General features: G+C 67.5%; 15 protein-coding genes and 1 pseudogene. 5 read left to right on the top strand and 11 right to left on the bottom strand.

Annotated features, from left to right (window positions below; translation table 11 throughout):
- Positions 1 to 83: 83 nt before the first annotated feature.
- The 4 genes and pseudogenes from V3B64_RS10955 to V3B64_RS10940 form a co-directional block, all read right to left on the bottom strand.
- Positions 84 to 608 carry a GNAT family N-acetyltransferase gene (locus tag V3B64_RS10955; protein ID WP_329914140.1) on the bottom strand — a complete coding sequence of 175 codons (525 nt, stop codon included), beginning with the start codon at positions 606 to 608 and terminating at the stop codon, positions 84 to 86.
- 91 nt (positions 609 to 699) lie between these two features.
- Positions 700 to 1,166: pseudogene (locus V3B64_RS10950) on the bottom strand (DUF3592 domain-containing protein).
- Between the two features lie 38 nt (positions 1,167 to 1,204).
- The gene (locus V3B64_RS10945) at positions 1,205 to 1,969 is read right to left on the bottom strand and encodes a DUF3592 domain-containing protein (RefSeq protein WP_071228643.1); all 765 of its coding nucleotides are present in this window, start codon (positions 1,967 to 1,969) and stop codon (positions 1,205 to 1,207) included.
- An 83-nt stretch (positions 1,970 to 2,052) separates the two neighbouring features.
- Entirely contained in the window at positions 2,053 to 4,029 is a 1,977-nt protein-coding gene (locus V3B64_RS10940; protein ID WP_032128682.1) for a UvrD-helicase domain-containing protein, read from the bottom strand.
- Positions 4,030 to 4,130: 101 nt separating this feature from the next.
- Between V3B64_RS10940 and V3B64_RS10935 the strand changes: the two genes are divergently transcribed.
- Complete coding sequence (locus tag V3B64_RS10935; RefSeq protein WP_008264720.1) at positions 4,131 to 4,751, top strand: thymidine kinase; 621 nt, start codon at positions 4,131 to 4,133, stop codon at positions 4,749 to 4,751.
- Between the two features lie 95 nt (positions 4,752 to 4,846).
- A complete protein-coding gene (locus V3B64_RS10930) occupies positions 4,847 to 5,551 on the top strand; it encodes a sel1 repeat family protein (RefSeq protein ID WP_032128680.1) in 705 nt (234 codons plus the stop codon).
- Positions 5,552 to 5,593: 42 nt separating this feature from the next.
- On the opposite strand, the gene V3B64_RS10925 is transcribed toward V3B64_RS10930, so the two are convergent.
- The 4 genes from V3B64_RS10925 to V3B64_RS10910 all read right to left on the bottom strand — a co-directional run bounded on the left by V3B64_RS10925 (position 5,594) and on the right by V3B64_RS10910 (position 9,667).
- Positions 5,594 to 7,198: a glucan biosynthesis protein D gene (locus tag V3B64_RS10925; RefSeq protein ID WP_329914139.1), complete on the bottom strand. Its 1,605-nt coding sequence runs from the start codon at positions 7,196 to 7,198 to the stop codon at positions 5,594 to 5,596.
- Between the two features lie 105 nt (positions 7,199 to 7,303).
- Positions 7,304 to 8,116, bottom strand: coding sequence for a bifunctional DNA-formamidopyrimidine glycosylase/DNA-(apurinic or apyrimidinic site) lyase (gene mutM / locus V3B64_RS10920; protein ID WP_329914138.1), 813 nt, complete (start codon positions 8,114 to 8,116; stop codon positions 7,304 to 7,306).
- A gap of 19 nt (positions 8,117 to 8,135) precedes the next feature.
- Entirely contained in the window at positions 8,136 to 8,468 is a 333-nt protein-coding gene (locus tag V3B64_RS10915; protein WP_277779111.1) for an EF-hand domain-containing protein, read from the bottom strand.
- Positions 8,465 to 9,667 (bottom strand): fatty acid desaturase, encoded by a 1,203-nt coding sequence (locus V3B64_RS10910; protein ID WP_182266985.1) that lies wholly within the window; start codon positions 9,665 to 9,667, stop codon positions 8,465 to 8,467. Before V3B64_RS10910 ends, V3B64_RS10915 begins: the two co-directional genes overlap by 4 nt.
- 151 nt (positions 9,668 to 9,818) lie before the next feature.
- Here V3B64_RS10910 and V3B64_RS10905 point away from each other — a divergent pair, with 151 nt between their 5' ends.
- Complete coding sequence (locus V3B64_RS10905) at positions 9,819 to 10,640, top strand: ATP-binding cassette domain-containing protein (RefSeq protein WP_107432555.1); 822 nt, start codon at positions 9,819 to 9,821, stop codon at positions 10,638 to 10,640.
- A 143-nt stretch (positions 10,641 to 10,783) separates the two neighbouring features.
- On the opposite strand, the gene V3B64_RS10900 is transcribed toward V3B64_RS10905, so the two are convergent.
- Positions 10,784 to 11,986, bottom strand: a complete 1,203-nt coding sequence (locus tag V3B64_RS10900) for a DUF4785 domain-containing protein (RefSeq protein WP_121504978.1) — start codon at positions 11,984 to 11,986, stop codon at positions 10,784 to 10,786.
- Positions 11,987 to 11,997: 11 nt separating this feature from the next.
- Positions 11,998 to 12,876 (bottom strand): hypothetical protein, encoded by an 879-nt coding sequence (locus V3B64_RS10895; protein ID WP_121504977.1) that lies wholly within the window; start codon positions 12,874 to 12,876, stop codon positions 11,998 to 12,000.
- A gap of 262 nt (positions 12,877 to 13,138) precedes the next feature.
- Between V3B64_RS10895 and V3B64_RS10890 the strand changes: the two genes are divergently transcribed.
- Positions 13,139 to 13,978, top strand: coding sequence for a phosphatase PAP2 family protein (locus V3B64_RS10890; RefSeq protein WP_329914137.1), 840 nt, complete (start codon positions 13,139 to 13,141; stop codon positions 13,976 to 13,978).
- 112 nt (positions 13,979 to 14,090) lie between these two features.
- Here the strand turns inward: V3B64_RS10890 and V3B64_RS10885 are convergent, their stop codons facing one another.
- Positions 14,091 to 16,361: a TonB-dependent receptor gene (locus V3B64_RS10885; RefSeq protein WP_329914136.1), complete on the bottom strand. Its 2,271-nt coding sequence runs from the start codon at positions 16,359 to 16,361 to the stop codon at positions 14,091 to 14,093.
- A gap of 159 nt (positions 16,362 to 16,520) precedes the next feature.
- Between V3B64_RS10885 and V3B64_RS10880 the strand changes: the two genes are divergently transcribed.
- Positions 16,521 to 17,537, top strand: coding sequence for a TIGR00266 family protein (locus tag V3B64_RS10880; protein WP_032129262.1), 1,017 nt, complete (start codon positions 16,521 to 16,523; stop codon positions 17,535 to 17,537).
- The last annotated feature ends 81 nt before the right edge of the window (positions 17,538 to 17,618 follow it).

The following is a 17,618-nucleotide window of genomic DNA, read 5'->3' as shown; positions in this document are numbered from 1 at the left end:
GCGGGGCCCCCCCCCCCGCCCAACCGCGCCCACGGCCGCGTCCGCTGCCGGGGGGCCCCCCCCCCGGGCGCCCCCCACCACCATCAAACCTCGGCCGCGCCCGGCGTGGCGTACAACCGGCTCGGGCTGTCCACGCCCGGCAGCTGGATCGCCCCGCGTTCCTGCATGCCCAGGCCCAGCAGGATCTTCCCGGACACCACGTTGTCCAGATCAGTAATGCCATACAGATCCTGCAGGCCCAGTTCAGCGCGCGCATGCGCGAACACCGCCCGCGCCGCCTCACCGGCATAGCCCTGCCCGGCGAATTCGGACAGCACCGCATAACCAATATCCGGCCCCGGCAGGCCATCGCGGCGCACCAGCCCGGCATTGCCCAGCCACGCCCCATCGGACAACCGCTCGATGGCATACATGCCGAACCCATTCAACGCATAGCTGTGCAACACCCGCAGCGCGATGTACTCACGCGCCTGTTCTTCACTGCGCACATTGCGGTCACCAATGAAGCGCACGAAGCCCGGATCATTGAGCAATGCCAGCATCGGCGCAGCATCCCGGTCTGGTTCCAGGCGGCGCAGCCGCAGGCGTTCGCTTTCGATGGGATGCATGGGTGGGCTCCGGAAGGAATACCTCGATTTTGCAACGCCAGCGCCCGCCGTGCAGCACGCTCAGGCCAAGTGGGCCACTACGATGCCCAGCCTAGCCACATGCCCCGTCACGCTGGCCGAACAGGATCGGCCAGTAGCGCACGCACAGGCGATGGACGCATGCGGCGATCAGGCAGAACCCCATGCCCATCAGCGCCAACAGCAGCGGTGCGCCCCAGCGCAATCCCGGGTGCTGGATACGAGCCTTGGAAGGCATGCCGCCGGGATATAGCACCTGTACCTGTTCGCCGACCACGTACAGTGGTGCCCCGGTAGCAAAGGACGCGGTGAACTGAATCATCTGCCCTGTGCGGTCTGGAACCTCACCACCGGGCGATGCAGGGTGATGTCACGTGCGGGCATCCCCTCCATTTCCGACCGGGCATCCTCTGCCTGGACGGCCACCACCGTTCCGGTTACGGAAACGGCCTTGCGCGCGAAACGCTGGACGTCCACGAACAGCCAGGCGGCGGCCAGAAGGATCAGCAGGCCCACGGCAAAGAAAACAGCAAAAAACATCTGAGGAGGGTGGGCATGGTGCTGGCCGGGTTGATCGATCAGCGTGCAGGTGCCGGCGCTGATCGAATGAAGGAGATATCGACATGGTAGTAGCGCGGATTGCCCGGCATGACATGGACATCCAGTTCACGCCCACTCACCTGTGCACGGGGATCGGCCCAGAGATACGCGCTGTGGAAGACATGCCATCGAGTGGTTTCAGGATCGCGCCAGGCGCAGACGATGACGAACGGATGCCTTCCCCCCGAAAATACTCCGCGATCGCGCTTGATCGCCCGGACCTTGGCTTGCACCCGTGTCCCGTGGCGAAGGAGCTGCCTGCGCCGCCATGCCCTCGCCGCCTGCGGCAGGTGCAGAAGTCCCACCCCCAGCAGGAATGGGCCGCCGGTCACTCCCAGTATGACGCTCAGGCCCCAGGGTGATGAGAGCGAACGCACCAGGGCCTTGTCCGGGCGGTCCGGCAGGTACAGCACATCTACATGATCGCCCGTCATGTAGGCACGATGGCGGGTACGACCTGCGAAGAACCGCATCACTTGCCCGCTGCTGGTAGTGAAGTCCACCCAGTACAGGAACTTCACCCCTGAAGTGCGCGAACCACCGCGATCTACGCTGACGGCATCCACATGGGTGATCCTGCCATCGGCAATGACCGCCGCATCGAGGAAGCGCCTGGCCCCAACGTAGGCCAGAAGCGCTGAAACAAGCAGGACCAGGCCCAGCCCGAGGAAGGTACGGGTGAGAACAGCAGGGATATCGTTGGACACTATGAAGGACACGGCGCGCACTTCGGGTGCGCTCACACTAGGCCTTAACCTGATGCAGGCTCAAGGCCAGAAGCGTCAATCGGACGGATTGGAATACCACTTTAGTGGCTTTTCGATCCTCAATCGAACAGCGCCTCGATCGCCGCCAACCCCGCACTCGCCCGTTCCTTCTTGCGCACCGCATCGGCCACCGGATCAGCACCATCGCGCTGGATCTCCTCCGCCGGAATCTCCTCGAAGAACCGGCTCGGCTTCAACCGCACGTGCTCACCGAACTTGCGGGTCAGCTTGCTGTAACTCATCCACAGCTGGATCTTGGCGCGGGTGATGCCCACGTACAGCAGGCGCCGCTCTTCCTGCAGGTTGCCCTCGTCCAGGCTGACCTGGTGCGGCAGCACGCCATCCTCGCAGCCGACGATGAACACGTACGGGAATTCCAGGCCCTTGGAGGCGTGCATGGTCATCATGCGCACCTGGTTGCCGCCCTCGTCCTTGTCGCTGCGCGACAGCAGCGCCAGCTGGCCGGCCAGGTCGGCGGCAGTGGCACCGCGCGGGCCCCCCTCGAACCACTGCGCCAGTTCCTCGATGTTGTTGGCACGGCGCTGGTAACTTGCCTCTTCCTTGGCCTGCTGGCGCAGTTCGCTGAGCAGGCCGGATTCCTTGGCGACCTTGCGGATCATGTCGCCGGAAGTGACCTGCCGGGTCTGTGCACGCAGGTCACGCAGGATGTCGGTGAAGCGCGCCAGGCTGTTGGCCGCGCGCGGGGGCAGTTGCTGCAGGGCACCGATCGCCTCGGCAGCCTGCGCCATCGGCATGTCCTTCTCCTGCGCCAGCTCGGCCAGCTTGGCCAGCGTGCCGGCACCGACGTCGCGCTTGGGTGACTGCACCGCACGCATGAACGCGGTGTCGTCGTCCGGGTTCACCAGCAGGCGCAGCCAGGCCAGCGTGTCCTTCACTTCCTGGCGTTCCAGGAACATGGTGCCGCCGGTCAGGTGGTAGGGAATGCGCAGCAGCTGCATCGCCTTTTCCAGCGGACGCGACTGGAAGTTGCCGCGGAACAGGATGCAGAAATCACTCCACGGCACATTGCGCGACTGCGCCACGAAGGCGATCTCGGCGGCAACCTTTTCGGCCTCATGTTCGCTGTTGCGGCACTCCCACACGCGGATGCGTTCGCCGTCGGCCTGGTCACTCCACAGCTTCTTCAGGTGCTCGTGCGGGTTGTTGGCGATCAGCGCATTGGCCGCGCGCAGCACGCGGTTGGAGCAGCGGTAGTTCTGCTCCAGCTTGATGATCTCCAGCTTGGGATAGTCGCGCCCCATCTGCTGCAGGTTTTCCGGATTGGCGCCGCGCCAGGCATAGATCGACTGGTCATCGTCACCCACGCAGGTGAAGTTGCCCTTGTCACCGGCCAGCTGCTTGAGCAGCCGGTACTGCGCGTCGTTGGTGTCCTGGCATTCGTCCACCAGCAGGTAGCCGATGCGCTCGCGCCAGGCCAGCGCGATCTCCGGATTTTCTTCCAGGATCTGCACCGGCAGACGGATCAGGTCATCGAAGTCGACCGCATTGAACGCCGTCAGGCGCAGCTGGTAGCGCTCGTAGACGCTGGCCGCTTCCTTCTCGCGATTGCTGCGCGCGGCGGCCATCGCCTGTTCGGGCGACAGGCCGGCGTTCTTCGCGCGCGACACCAGGTTCTTCATGTCCTCGATGTCATCAGGCTTGGCCCCGTACATCAGGTCCTTGATCTGCGCAGCGGCATCGTCGGCATCGAAGATCGAGAAGCCGCGCTTCAGGCCAACGGCCGCGTGCTCGATCTGCAGGAACTTCAGGCCCAGCGCATGGAAGGTGCAGATGGTCACCTCGTCGGCGTCCTGCTCGCGCAGGCGCTTGGCCACGCGCTCGCGCATTTCCTTGGCCGACTTGTTGGTGAAGGTGATCGCCGCGATGCGGCGCGCCGGATAGCGGCCGCAGCCGATCAGGTGGGCGATCTTTTCCACGATCACGCGCGTCTTGCCGCTGCCCGCGCCGGCGAGCACCAGCAATGGACCTTCGATGTGCAGGACGGCGGCGGCTTGGGGGGGATTGAGACCGTGCATGGGATGGGGATTGTAGCGGGGCCGGGTGACGACCACAGCGGGCCGCCGGTGGGGTTGCTGAACGGCTTCGGCGAAGCGGGGCTGCGGCGTACAATCCGTCGATGGCCAAGCTCTACTTCTACTATTCGGCGATGAACGCCGGCAAGACCACCACCCTGCTGCAGAGCGCCCACAACTACCGCGAGCGCGGCATGCGGGTGGCGATCCTGACCCCGCGCCTGGACGATCGTGCCGGCGCCGGCGTGGTCGCCTCGCGGATCGGCCTGCGTGCGGACGGCATGGCCTTCGACCGCGATACCGACCTGCAGCGCTGGGTCGAGCAGGATCTGGCAGCCAACGGCCCGATGGGCTGCGTGCTGGTGGACGAGGCGCAGTTCCTGACCCGCGCCCAGGTCTGGCAGCTCAGCGAAGTGGTCGACCAGCTGCGCATTCCGGTGCTGTGCTACGGCCTGCGCACCGACTTCCGCGGCGAGCTGTTCGAAGGCAGCCAGTACCTGCTGGCCTGGGCCGATGAGATGCAGGAGATCAAGACCATCTGCCACAGCGGCAAGAAGGCGACGATGACGGTGCGTGTGGACGAGCATGGCCACGCGGTGCAGGACGGCCCGCAGGTGGAGATCGGCGGCAACGACCGCTACGTGTCGGTCAGCCGCGCCGAGTTCAAGAAGATCACCCGCGGCGAAGGGCGGATCGATCCGGCGCAGGCGCCGCTGCCGCTGTAGCAGGCGCGCCGGTGCGCCATGACCTCCAGCGGTTTACAAGCACGCGCTGTCGCGCCTAGGCTGCGGCTCCCCTGCTGCCGAACTGGACGTCCGACATGCGCTCTGCCCTCCTGCTGCTGCCGCTGCTGTTGCTGCCCCTGCTGGCCACCGCGGCCGAGCGCCCGTCAGGTGAAGACGATGCGGCGGTGATCGGCGCCGGTTTCATGGACAGCCACCCGGACATGATGTACCGGCAATGGGGCGTCAACGCGCTGCGTCGCAACGATGTCAACGGCGCGATGGACAACTTCCGGCTGGCCGCGCGGTATGCGGACAAGCCTGCCCAGGGCTACCTCGGCGAGATGTACTGGTACGGGGTAGAGCAGCCGCGCAATCCGGTCATGGCCTATGCCTGGATGGAGGTGGCGGCCGAACGTGGCTATCCGTTGTTCGTCGAGCTGCGCAACGAGTACTGGGCCACGCTGCCGCTGGAGCAGCATGATGCGGCGCGCGCGCAGGCAAGCGCGCTGCGCGCCGAGTATGGTGACGAAGTCGCGCGCCCACGCATGGCCGAAGTGCTCAGAAAGGGGCGCCGCGAGATGACCGGCAGCCGCGTCGGCTCGATGTCCAACAACGTCGACATCGTGTACATGGACGGCGGAATCTCCCGCACCATCAAGGCCGATCGCCTCTACGACCCGAAGTACTGGGACCCGAAGCAGTACGAACGCTGGCAGGACGAAACCTGGATGAAGATCCGCCGGGGCACGGTGGAAGTGGGTGTGCCGACCCAGTCGCACGCCACCGACAGCAAGCCTTGAAACAACGGTGCCGGCATGTAGCCGGCACCGGGCCGCATCCATTCAGTACAGCGTGCGCTCCGGCGCACCTGCCGGCGGCGGGGTGTACTGGTACAGCCAGGTCTCGGTGAGGGTCTTGCCGCCACTGCGCAGGAACAGACGGATGTCGATCTGCTCGGTGCTGCCTTCCGGCGGCACCAGATCGAACATCGCGCGGTAGCCGTTGATCTCGCGCAGCGGGCGCGCCGACACGATCTCGACCCGGCCACGGCTGGCTTCCACCACGGCCTCGACCTCGCCCTTGTCGATCAGCCTGGCCAGTTCGCCGCCTTCGAAGTCCACCGCGAAGCGCCAGCTGAAATACTCGCGCTTCTTGCCGACCACGCCACCCAGGCCGGTGCGGCTGGCCACGCAGTGCGCCAGCGGCGGCCGTGCCGGCGGTTCGGCGCCCCAGTACAGGCGATAGCCGACCAGCAGCTCCTGGCCCGGCTGCGGCTTTTCCTTCGGGTTCCAGAACGCCACGATGTTGTCGAAGGTCTCGTCCACGGTGGGAATCTCCACCAGCTGCACCGAGCCCTCGCCCCATTCGCCCTTCGGCTCCACCCACAGGCAGGGGCGCTTCTCGTAGAACACGCCGTCGTCCTGGTAGTGGTCGAAGTTGCGGTCGCGCTGCAGCAGGCCGAAACCACGCGGGTTGCGGTCGACGAACATGTTGAAGCGCAGGTTGCGCGGATTCAGCAGCGGTCGCCAGATCCATTCGCCGGCACCGGTCCACAGCGACAGGCCGTCGGTGTCGTGGATCTCCGGGCGCCAGTCCCATGCCATGCGGCGGTCGTTCTCGCCCACCTGGTACATGCTGGTGCACGGGGCGATGCCCAGCCGCTCGATCGCCTTGCGCGGGTACAGCGCGCTGTCGATGTCCATCAGCAGCACATCACCATTGGTGATGGCGAAGCGGTACGCACCGGCCACGCTGGGCGAATCCAGCAGGCCGTAGACCACGATCGTCTCCGAATCGGCCGACGGCTGTTCCAGGTAGTAGGCGATGAAGTCCGGGAATTCCTCCGGCTTGCCCATGCCGGTGTCGATCGCCAGGCCGCGCGCGGACTGGCCGTACTGGCCTTCCTTGCCGACCGCGCGGAAGTAGCTGGCGCCGAGGAAGGCGGCGAAGTCGCGGTCGGTGTCCTTGCGGGTGTTCAGGCGGAAGCCGGCGAAGCCCAGATCGGCCGGCAGCTCGCCGTCCTTGATGCCGCTCTTGCCGTAGTTGAACGCCGCGCCGTCATAGGCCAGCTCCTGCGCCTTGCCGTCGACCACGTCGAACATGCGCACCGGCGAGTGGAAGTACAGGCCCAGGTGGAAGAACTTGGCCTGGAACTTGCCAGGCTGGTCAGCCCACAGCGCATGGTCCTGGCGGTAGCCGATCGACTGGTACTGGTCCCAGTCCAGGCCTTCCAGGCGGCCCGGCAGCACCCGCTTGTGGCTCTTGTAGGGTGCCAGTGCCAGCGCGCGCGCCTGGCCCTTCAGGGTGGCGAAGTCGAACGGCTGCGGCTGGCCGAGGCGGCGCAGGCCCATCTGGCCGCTCTTGCTGGCCGCGCACGCGGGCAGGGACGGCAGGCCGAATGCAGCCAGGGCGAGGGAGGCATTGCGGATGAAGTCGCGTCGTTGCATGCAGGCGCGTCAGGCACAGAGGGAAGGTCGGCCATCATAGGCAGACAAACGTTAACGGGCAGCGGAGACGTACCCTGCCCGTTCAGCTGCCGCTGGCCGCCCGGCTCAGCGCTGGCAATGGCTGCACCAGACGCTGGCGCGCTGGCCGATGGTGGCGTGCTTCAGCGCGCGGCCACAGTTCGGGCAGGGCAGCCCGTCGCGGCCGTACACCAGCAGTTCCTGTTCGAAATAGCCCGGTGCGCCGTCAGGGCTGATGAAATCGCGCAGCGTGGTGCCGCCACGGGTGATGGCGTAGCCGAGGATTTCCTTCACCGCGTCGGCCAGCCGCTGATAGCGCCCGCGCGAGATCTTGCCGGCCTCGCGCAGTGGACTGATGCCGGCCTTGAACAGGCTCTCGGCGGCGTAGATGTTGCCCACGCCCACCACCACCGCCTGGTCCATCAGGAAGGTCTTCACCGGCGCGCTGCGGCCACGGCTGCGGACGAACAGGTAGTCGCCGTCGAACGCGTCGTCCAGCGGCTCCGGGCCCAGCCCCTGCAGCAGCGGATGGATCTCACCGGCGGGCTGCCAGAGCAGGCTGCCGAAGCGGCGCGGGTCGTTGAAGCGCAGCAGGCGGCCGTTGTCCAGGCTGATGTCGACGTGGTCGTGGGCGCGTACCGGCGTATCACCGGGCAGCACACGCAGGCTGCCGGACATGCCCAGGTGCAGCACCGCGCTGCCGATGGCGGTATCCAGCAGCAGGTACTTGGCGCGACGGCGGATCTCCTCGATGCGCTGCCCCGGCAGCAGCTCGGCCACTTCCGGCGGAATCGGCCAGCGCAGGTCGGCGCGGCGCAGGATCACGCCATGCACGCGGCGGCCCTGCAGGTGCGGCGCCAGGCCGCGGCGGGTGGTTTCGACTTCGGGCAGTTCAGGCATGAACCGATTCTACGCCCGCTCAGCGTGGCGGTGCCGCCAGTTCACGGGCATCCAGGACGCCATCACCGTTGGCATCCTGCTTGTGGAAACGCTGCACGATCACCTGCCGCTGCTGCTCGCGGCTGATCGCCCTGCCCTTGCCGCCGGGCAGCTCGTCTGCGCTCAGCACGCCATCGCCATTGCGGTCCATGCGGTCGAAGGCATACAGCATCCACTGCACGTATTCGGATTCACTCACCCGGCCGTCGCCATCGCTGTCCATCCGCTGCAGGTAGCTGGTGGTGTCGGTGACCTGGGCCAGCGCCGCGCCCGGCAGCAGCATCGTCAACGCAAGCCCATACCCAGCCCTCACGCGCCCACCAGGCTGTAGCCCTTCAACCGTGCGGCATAGGCCTGCAGCGCGGCGATCCCGCTTTCCTCGGCCTCACGGCACCACGCCTGCAACTGATGCAGGCGCTCGGCGGCATCGTGGCCGCGGGCCTCGAGCAGCGCCGCCAGCCGCGCGCGGTACTCGACCAGGGTGCGGATGCGCGGGCGCTGTGCCACCCATTCGCTGAGCTGGGCACGACTGTCCGGCTTCAGCCAGCGGCCATCGTTGACCAGGCCACGGCGCAGCCGGCGTGGCAGCAGGCGGCGCAGCTTGGCCCCGGCCTGCACGGCTTCCTCGCGCAGGGCCGGCATGAACACATTGCGCTGGTAATCGGTCATCGCCTGGAAGCGGTGCGACAGCAGCGCCTTCAGGGTTTCGGCATCGGGCACGGCGATGTTCGGGCGCACGTCCATGGCCGGCGCCACCCGCAGCACCCTGGCCAGGCGCAGCGCCTGCAGCAGGCGGATCGCACTCCAGCCGATATCGAACTCCCAGCGCCGCATCGCGAAGCGCGCCGAACTGGGGAAGGCATGATGGTTGTTGTGCAGCTCCTCGCCACCGATCCAGAACCCCCACGGCGTGAGATTGGTGGAGGTGTCGGCGGACTCGTAGTTGCGGTAGCCCCACCAGTGCCCCAGGCCATTGACCACGCCCGCGGCCCAGAACGGGATCCATGCCATCTGGATCGCCCACAGGGCCACGCCCGGCAGGCCAAACAACACGGTATTGATCGCGAACAGCAGCACCGGCCCCAACGTGGCATGCGGGGTATACAGGCGGCGCTCGATCGCATCATCCGGGGTGCCGCGCCCGTACTGCTCGATGTCCGCGCGCATGCCACGCGCTTCGCGGTACAGCTCCACGCCGTGCCAGAACACCTTGCCGATGCCACGGGTGACCGGGCTGTGCGGGTCGTCCTCGGTCTCCACCTTGGCGTGGTGCTTGCGGTGGATGGCCACCCACTCGCGGGTGATCATCGAGGTGGTCAGCCACAGCCAGAAGCGGAACACATGGGCCAGCGCCGGGTGGAAATCGACCCCACGATGGGCCTGGCTGCGGTGCAGGTACAGGGTCACCGAGAAGATGGTGATCTGAGTGAAGACCAGCAGCACCGCCAGCATGGCCCACCAGCCCAGGCCGAGCACACCACCGGTCAACAGGGACATCAGGGCATCTGGCATGACGGCTCTCCGGGTCGACGCGGGGATGGCAGACATCATGGGCGCTTGCGTTGCAAACTGCATCCCTGCGGCGATGCTCTGCATCGCCATCCGAGGCACCGTTCACAGTTGGGGACCTGAGTTGTCGAGCCTTGATCCACGCGCCAGCGCCATGACCGCCGCCCCGCCCCTGGCGGAGCAGCCCCCCTTGATCGAACTGGACCGCGCCACCGTGGTACGCGGCCAGGTGAAGGTGCTGCACGGGCTCAGCCTGCGCATCGCGCAGGGCCAGCACACCGCCCTGCTCGGCCCCAACGGCTGCGGCAAGTCCACCTTCATCAAGCTGATCACCCGCGAGCTGTACCCGCTGGCCCAGGGCGACGGCACGGTGGCGGTGAAGGTGCTGGGCCAGAACCGCTGGCAGGTGGATCGCCTGCGCTCGCAGCTGGGCATCGTCACCGGCGACCTCAGCAGCAACCTGGCCGACATGCCGGGGCTGACCGTGGAACAGGCGGTGCTGTCCGGCTTCTTCGCCAGCTACGTGGTGCCGGCCTTTCGCGAGGTGACCGCCGACATGCGTGCACGCGTCGGCGAGACACTGGCGATGACCGGCGCGCTGTCGCTGCGTGAGCGCGCCTACGCCGAGCTGTCGGCCGGCGAGACCCGCCGCGTGCTGATCGCCCGCGCGCTGGTCAACCGGCCGCAGGCACTGCTGCTGGATGAGCCCTCCACCGGCTTGGATCTGGTCGCCCGCGAACAGCTGGTGGCGACCATGCGGGTATTGGCGCAGCAGGGCATCACCCTGGTGCTGGTGACCCACCACATCGAAGAGATCATTCCCGAGATCGAGCGGGTGGTGCTGCTGCGCGACGGCCGCGTACTGGCCGACGGCACACGTGCCGAACTGCTGCGCAACGAACCGTTGTCGGCGGTGTTCGGCGGCGCGATCACGGTGGTCGAGCAGGAAGGCCGACTGACCGCGTACGCGGGATAGACAGATGCATCGCTCTCCGTAACCGTCTGTAGAGTCGAGCCATGCTCGACTGCCGTTCGCCGCGAGCAGAAGCAGCCGAGCATGGCTCGGCTCTACAGAAGGCGGGGCAGCGGGCCGGATTCTCCGGCCCGCCACCGCTTTGCTCAGAACCGCAACGCCAGTGCGCGCGACTCGATCGGTGCCATCCGGCTCTGGTCCTGCAGCTGCAGGTCGCGCAGCTCGTACGGCGCACCGAACCCGACCGGCAACGCGGCCTGGTCGAACGGCAGCACCAGCTGGCCTGCACCCGGGCCATCGAACCACGCCGCCGCATGTGCCTGCGCAACCGGCTTCAACTGGCCATCGCGGGCCGTGGCATACAGCGTGCCCCGCGCCTCATAGCGGCCAGCGGCGGCCACCTGCAGCGGCAGTGCCACCTGGCGGCTGGACGGATCCGGTGCCGCCTGGCCGCTGAAGCGCGCGGTCGGCCGCGCCACCGCGAAGGCGACCTTGCCATCGCGCAGCACACCGTCGGCCTGGGCGAACACCTGCAATTCCCACAGCCCCTGCACGCTGCCGACATCGGCCGGGATCCGCACCTGCGCGCGCAGGCTGCCATCGGTGGTGCGCAGCAACCGCTGCGGCCAGCTGCGGCCATCCGGCGCGACCAGCAGGGCTTCACCGCCCAGGCCGCCACGGCGCGATGCCAGCTGCGCGGTGGTGGCGCCGTCTTCCAGCAGGCGTGCCTGCAGCTGTACGTTGCCACCGGCCAGCACCTGCGCCTGGTTGGCCTGCACTTCCAGCCGCAGCGGGCTGTTCGGCTCCAGCACCTGCACCACGTAGCGGCCCTGGGCCTGCGCGCTCTGCAGCGTGTACGCACCGACTGCACTGGTCGCGCCGGTACGCAGCATGCTGCTGCCATCGCTCACCGGCATGCCGGCGTCCTGCAGCCCGCGCGCATCGACACTGCGCGCCACGCTGCTGCGGCCGGCCGGGTCGCGCACCTGTAGCGTGTTGGCCGGCAGCGCGCGGGCACCGTCGGCCGGGCTCAGCTGGATCACCGCATCCGGCGCCGTCAGTGGCAGGTCCAGGCCGCGTTGCAGCTGCGTGCCATCAACCTGCTGCCAGTAGCTGCGGCTGACCGAGGCATACGGCGTGGCCGCCTGCAGCGGTTGTGCGGGGTCCAGCGCCCAGGCAAAGGCCAGTGGCGCGTGTTCGCTCTCATCGGCGGGAAGCGGCGCGGCTACCAGGGCGGCAGGCACCTGATCGCCCGCACGGGCGGCCTGCAGCGGCTGCGCGGCCTGCGCTGCGGAAAGGGACAGCACTGCCAGGGTGGCGCCGGCCAGCAGGGTGGATTGAATCGTCATGGTCGTCTCCCTCACTGGGTCAGGTCGTTGCGCAGCAGGGTGCCGAGGCCGAAGCACTCGCGGCGGCTCTGGTTGTGGCTGAGCGGTTCTGCACCCTGGGTAAGCGCCTTGTCGGTGAACCAGGTGGTGCCGGCGGCCTTCTGGCTGCTGCACTCCAGGAAGCCATCGGAGCAGGACGACAGCCAGTTCTGGGTGAACTCCAGGCCGACGTTGGCGGCATAGCCACCGCAGTAACTGTTGCTGTCCCACACCGCCGATTCCACATCGCTGCCCACCACCGCACGGAACGGTTTGGGCAGCGCCGGGCGACCAGCGGTGCCGTACAGGTTCTGCGCGTTGTAGGTGGCCATGCTCGCCACCTGCTGCTGGCGCACGGCGTCGTTCTTGTAGCCCAGCAGCCAGCCCAGCGAGGTTTCAAAGGTGTTGCCGTTGAGCACCGCATCGGCCAACGGCGTGCCGGCCGAAGACGGTGCCAGCGCGTTGACCTTGCGCACCGTGCGGATGATCTTCGGATAGCGGCTGTCATAGGTCGGGTTGGACAGGATCCAGCGCATCACGTTGCCGCCGTTGGAGTGGGTGATCACCACCAGCTGGGTGATGCCACGGCTGTCGATGAAGCCGGTCAGCTGATTGGCCAGGCAGCCGGCCGCTTCCGGCTTCCACATGTACTGGGTGAAGTCACAGTTGATGACGACGTAGTTGCTGCTGTTCGGCAGGCCCTGGCGCACGGTGTCGATGATCGCCGGCTGCCAGTAGTCCTGGGTGGCGTTGGTCTGTGCGCCGGTGCCATGCACGAAGGCCACGCCGACCACGTCGGCCGCCTGTGCCGGCGCGGCTGCCAGCCCGAGGAGCAGGGCCAGGACGGTACTTCCTGTTGCGGTGCTGCGCATCGCTTCTCTCCCTCTGTCAACGGATCCCCCCGACCCGGCTGGAACTGGACGGCCCCTGGTGCTTGCCGTTGTGCCGATGCTCGCGGCGCGGCCGCGTGAAAGTCCGTGCGCTGCGCCCGGATTCAGGAGACTGACGTCACTCGATGACGCTTTTCATATCGCCGGGATGACCATGCCGGGTCTGGCCGTATGACCGATGGCCACTGCGGTGTCGTATACGGGCTGCGATCATGGCGCGATGTTTTTCCTCCGGAGCCTGTCCATGTCGCTGATTTCCCACCCTGCCCGCCCGCTGCTCGGCCTTGCCGTCATCGCGGCCCTGGCCGGTTGTGCCGCCACCGCCGCCAAGCCGACCGCCGTCGAAGCCAACATCACCACCAAGGCGGTGGGCTATCTGGACAAGAGCGCGGTACCGACCAGCCTCGACCTGGTGCCAGCACCGCCGGTGGCCGGTTCGGCCGCCCTCGCCCTCGACGAACAGGTCAGCCGTGAAGCCCGCGCGCTGCGTGGCAGCCCGCGCTTCGCCCAGGCCGGTGTCGATGCGGAACTCGGCTTCCCCGAAGGCGCCAACCACTTCTCCTGCGCCGCCGACATCGACGTCGATGCGGTGAAGACCCCGGCGCTGTACCGCCTGCTGGAGCGCAGCCGGATCGACGCCAGCGCCGCCACCAAGGCCGCCAAGAACCACTACCAGCGCCCGCGCCCGTTCATGGTCAATGGTGAACCGACCTGCTCGCCGAAGGACGAAGAAGGCCTGCGCAAGAACGGCTCGTACCCGTCCGGCCACACCTCGATCGGCTGGGCCTGGGCCCTGATCCTGTCGGAGATCGCACCGGATCGCGCCGATGCCATCCAGGCGCGCGGCCGCAACTACGGCGAGAGCCGCCTGGTGTGCAACGTGCACTGGCAGAGCGACATCCTCGAAGGCCGCTTCATGGGCGCCGCCGCCGTGGCCCGCCTGCATGACAACGCCGCGTTCAACAAGGACCTGCTGGCCGCACGCAAGGAGATCGCTGCCGCGCGCAAGGCCGGCCTGCACTCCAGCCGCGACTGCGCGGCCGAGGAAGCGGTGCTGAAGGTGCGCCCGCAGAGCGCGCTGTAAGCGCCTGGCGGTTCAATTATTGCCGGCCAGCGGCCGGCACTACCGATGGGTGTAAAGCAGAAGGGCCGGCATTGCGCCGGCCCTTCTTCATTGCATCAACGCGGTCACCGCATCAGAACTTCGCGGTGAACTCCACGCCCCAGGTACGCGGCTCGTTGAGGAAGCCGGTCAGGTTGTTGAAGTCGATCGCGCCGACCACGCGGGTCTGGTTGGTCAGGTTGCGGCCGAACACGGCCACGTCGTACTGGCCGTAATCCCAGTTGTAGCCCAGGCGCAGGCCGCCTTCCAGCGAACTACGGCCGCGGAATTCCGGCGACTCGTAGATGAAGAAGTTCACCGCGCTGCGGTAGGCCCAGTCGGTGTAGGCATACAGCTCGCTGCCATCGCTGAGCGGGAAGCCCACGCGCAGGGTCGCGTTGTGGATCCACTTCGGCGCCTGCGGCAGCGGGTTGCCGTTCACCAGCGCATAGGTGCCACCGTTGATGACGGTGGTCGGGTCGTTGATGGTGCAGCCACCGCCGCAGATCGCTACCGCCAGATCCTTGTCCTTGATCTCGGTGTCGTTGTAGCTGCTGCCGAAGGTCAGCAGCACGTTGTCGGCCAGATAGGCTTCCAGGTCCAGCTCCACGCCCTGGCCGATGGTCTTGTCAGCGTTGAGCAGGGTGGCGGTGTTGTTGGTGCCGCCCACCGCGATCAACTGCTGGCCGTCAACGTTGTAGCGGAACACGCTCAGGCCCAGGCGCGCGCGGCGCTCGAACAGGTCGGCCTTGATGCCGGCTTCGTACGAGATCACCTTCTCCGAATCGGCCTGCGACAGGCCCGGCGCGAAGGCCAGGCGGCCCTGGATCGACGGCGCACGGAAGCCCTTGGCCACGCGGGCGTAGGCATTCACGTTGTCGGTCAGCTTGTACACGCCGCTGACATCCCAGCTGACGTCGTTGACGTCGGTGTTGGCCAGGTACGGGCCACTGACCGGGGTGCCGAACGGCACGGCCTGCAGCACGCTGGCGTTGAAGTCCTTCTTGTCCTGGGTGTAGCGCACGCCGGCGCGCAGCTTGAAGCGGTCGGTGACATCGAAGTCACCCGAGGCGAACACCGCCCAGGCCTTGTTGCGCTGGTTCTGCACCACATGGCCGGTCTGCGGGTTGCCCGGCTTCAACGAGTTGTAGTTGAAGTTGTTGATGGTCACGTCTTCGTCGAAATAGAAGACGCCGGCCTGCCAGTCGAAGCGGCCCCATTCGTTGGATTCGACGCGGAACTCCTGCGTCCACTGGCGATGGTGCGGCAGGCCGTCGGCCGACTCCGACGAGAACGGGATGAAGCCCGGCCCATAGTTGCCAGCGCCCAGCGATGCGTCGCCGTAGCCACCGTCGATGTCACCACGATTGAGCGATTCGGCGGTTTCATAACCGGTGATCGAGTGCAGGGTCACCGAACCGAGGTTCCACTGCAGGCGCGCACTGCCGCCCCAGGTCTCCAGGTCGGAGAAGTTGACGCCATCGTTGGCCACCTTGTCGCGATCGAAGTTCTCGACCAGGCCGTTGCCACCCTTCTGGATGATGTTGGCACGGAACAGGCGGGCGGTGCCGTTGAGCTTGCGCTTGTGCAGGTTGAACAGCGCTTCGAAGTCGTCGCCTTCGTACAGGAACTGCACGCGGCCGGCGGCTTCGTCATAACCTTCGAAACCGCTGTTGGGCGCACCGGCGCGGGTGTTGTCGACCCAGTCGTCACGGCGCTGGTAGATGGCCGAGACGCGTGCCGACCAGCGGTCGGTCAGCGGGCCGCCATAGGCGCCCTGCACGTTCCAGCTGTTGTAGCTGCCGTAGCCCACGCGCACGTAGCCGTCGGCATCCTGCGACGGGCGCGCCGAGTCGAACTTGACCACGCCGGCCGGGGTATTGCGACCGAACAGCGTGCCCTGCGGGCCGCGCAGCACTTCCACATTGGCCAGGTCGAACAGCGGGAAGCCCTTCAGCAGCGGGCTTTCCTGCACCACGTCGTCGTACACCAGCGACACCGGCTGCGACGCATTGAGGTCGAAATCGGTGTTGCCCAGGCCACGGATGTAGAAGCGCGGGAAGGCACGGCCGTAGGACGACTCGATGTTGAGGCTGGGCACGCGCGCGGCCAGGAAGCGGATGTCGTCGCCCGCCGAACCCAGCACATCGAGCTTCTCGCCCTGGATCGCGCTGATCGCGACCGGCACGTCCTTGGCGTTCTCGACGCGACGCTGCGCAGTCACCTGCAGGGTGTCGAGGGCAACCGGATCCTTGGCAGCGGGGGTTTCCTGGGCGGCTGCTACCAGCGGCAGCAGGGCGGAAAGAGCGGCAACGAGGGGGCGCGCGACCGGAAATCGGCCACGGGAAGTGCGGGTCGGGGACATGGCGGTAGGCTGTGTTTGGAGGGGTGGTAAAACGGCGCTACCAGATAATTGTTGCAATACAGCACCTGCCCCGCAAATGCCCGCCGTTCATGGCCACGTCGCCCCGGCCCCCGCGCCCTCGCTAGACTCGGGGTTTTCCAGCCCTGCAGAGCCGCCGCGATGACCCAGTGGTACTTCCATGCCTCCGCCCAGGCCGAGCGTATCGGCCCGCTTGATGACGAGGCCGCGCGCCGTTATGCGCAGGCCAACCCGCGCGCCCTGGCCTGGTGCCAGGGCATGAGCGGGTGGACCTCGATTGCCGAGGTGCCCGAACTGCAGTCCGCGGCCCCGGGCATGCCGAACACCCCGCCGCCGGTCCCCGCCGCGGCCAGCGGCCGCGCCGACGACATCGAGTTCCGCATCGTCGGCCATGAAATGCAGTTCGTGGAGATCGAGCTCGACCCCGGTGAGAGCGCCATTGCCGAGGCCGGCGCATTGATGTTCAAGGATGCCACCGTGCAGATGGACACGGTGTTCGGCGCCGCCAACGGCGACCAGGGCGGCGGCTTCATGGGCAAGGTGATGGCCGCCGGCAAGCGCGTGCTGACCGGCGAGAGCCTGTTCGCCACCGTCTACACCCAGAGCGGCCACGGCAAGGGCAAGGTCGCCTTCGCCGCGCCCTACCCCGGCACCGTGCTGGCAATGAAGCTGGACCAGCATGGCGGCCGCCTGATCTGCCAGAAGGACAGCTTCCTGGCCGGCGCGCGCGGCGTGCAGATCGGCGTGCAGTTCCAGCGCAAGATCATGACCGGCCTGTTCGGCGGCGAAGGTTTCATCATGCAGAAGCTGGAAGGCGACGGCTGGGTGTTCATCCATGCCGGCGGTTGCGTGGTGGAGCGCGAGCTGGCGGCCGGCGAGCGCCTGGATGTGGATACCGGCTGCGTGGTGGCCTACCACCCGACCGTAGACATGGACGTGCGCCGGGTGGCCGGCATCAAGAGCATGCTGTTCGGTGGCGAAGGCGTGTTCCTGGCCACGCTGACTGGCCCGGGCAAGGTCTGGCTGCAGTCGCTGCCGTTCTCGCGCCTGGCCGGCCGCATGTGGATGGCCGCGCCCCAGGGCGGTGGCCAGAACCGCGGCGAAGGCTCGGTGCTGGGCGGCCTGGGCCGGATGCTGGACGGCGACAACCGGTTCTGACCGCCCCCGGTAGTGGGGGGGGGGGGGGGGGGGGGGCGGGGCGCGGGGGGGGGGGGGCGCCCCCGCCGCCGCGGGCGCCGG

It is taken from the genome of Stenotrophomonas sp. SMYL86 (genome assembly GCF_036320025.1).
GTDB classification, from domain to species: Bacteria; Pseudomonadota; Gammaproteobacteria; order Xanthomonadales; family Xanthomonadaceae; genus Stenotrophomonas; species Stenotrophomonas maltophilia_A.
This window is presented reverse-complemented; position numbering and strand designations above follow the sequence as displayed.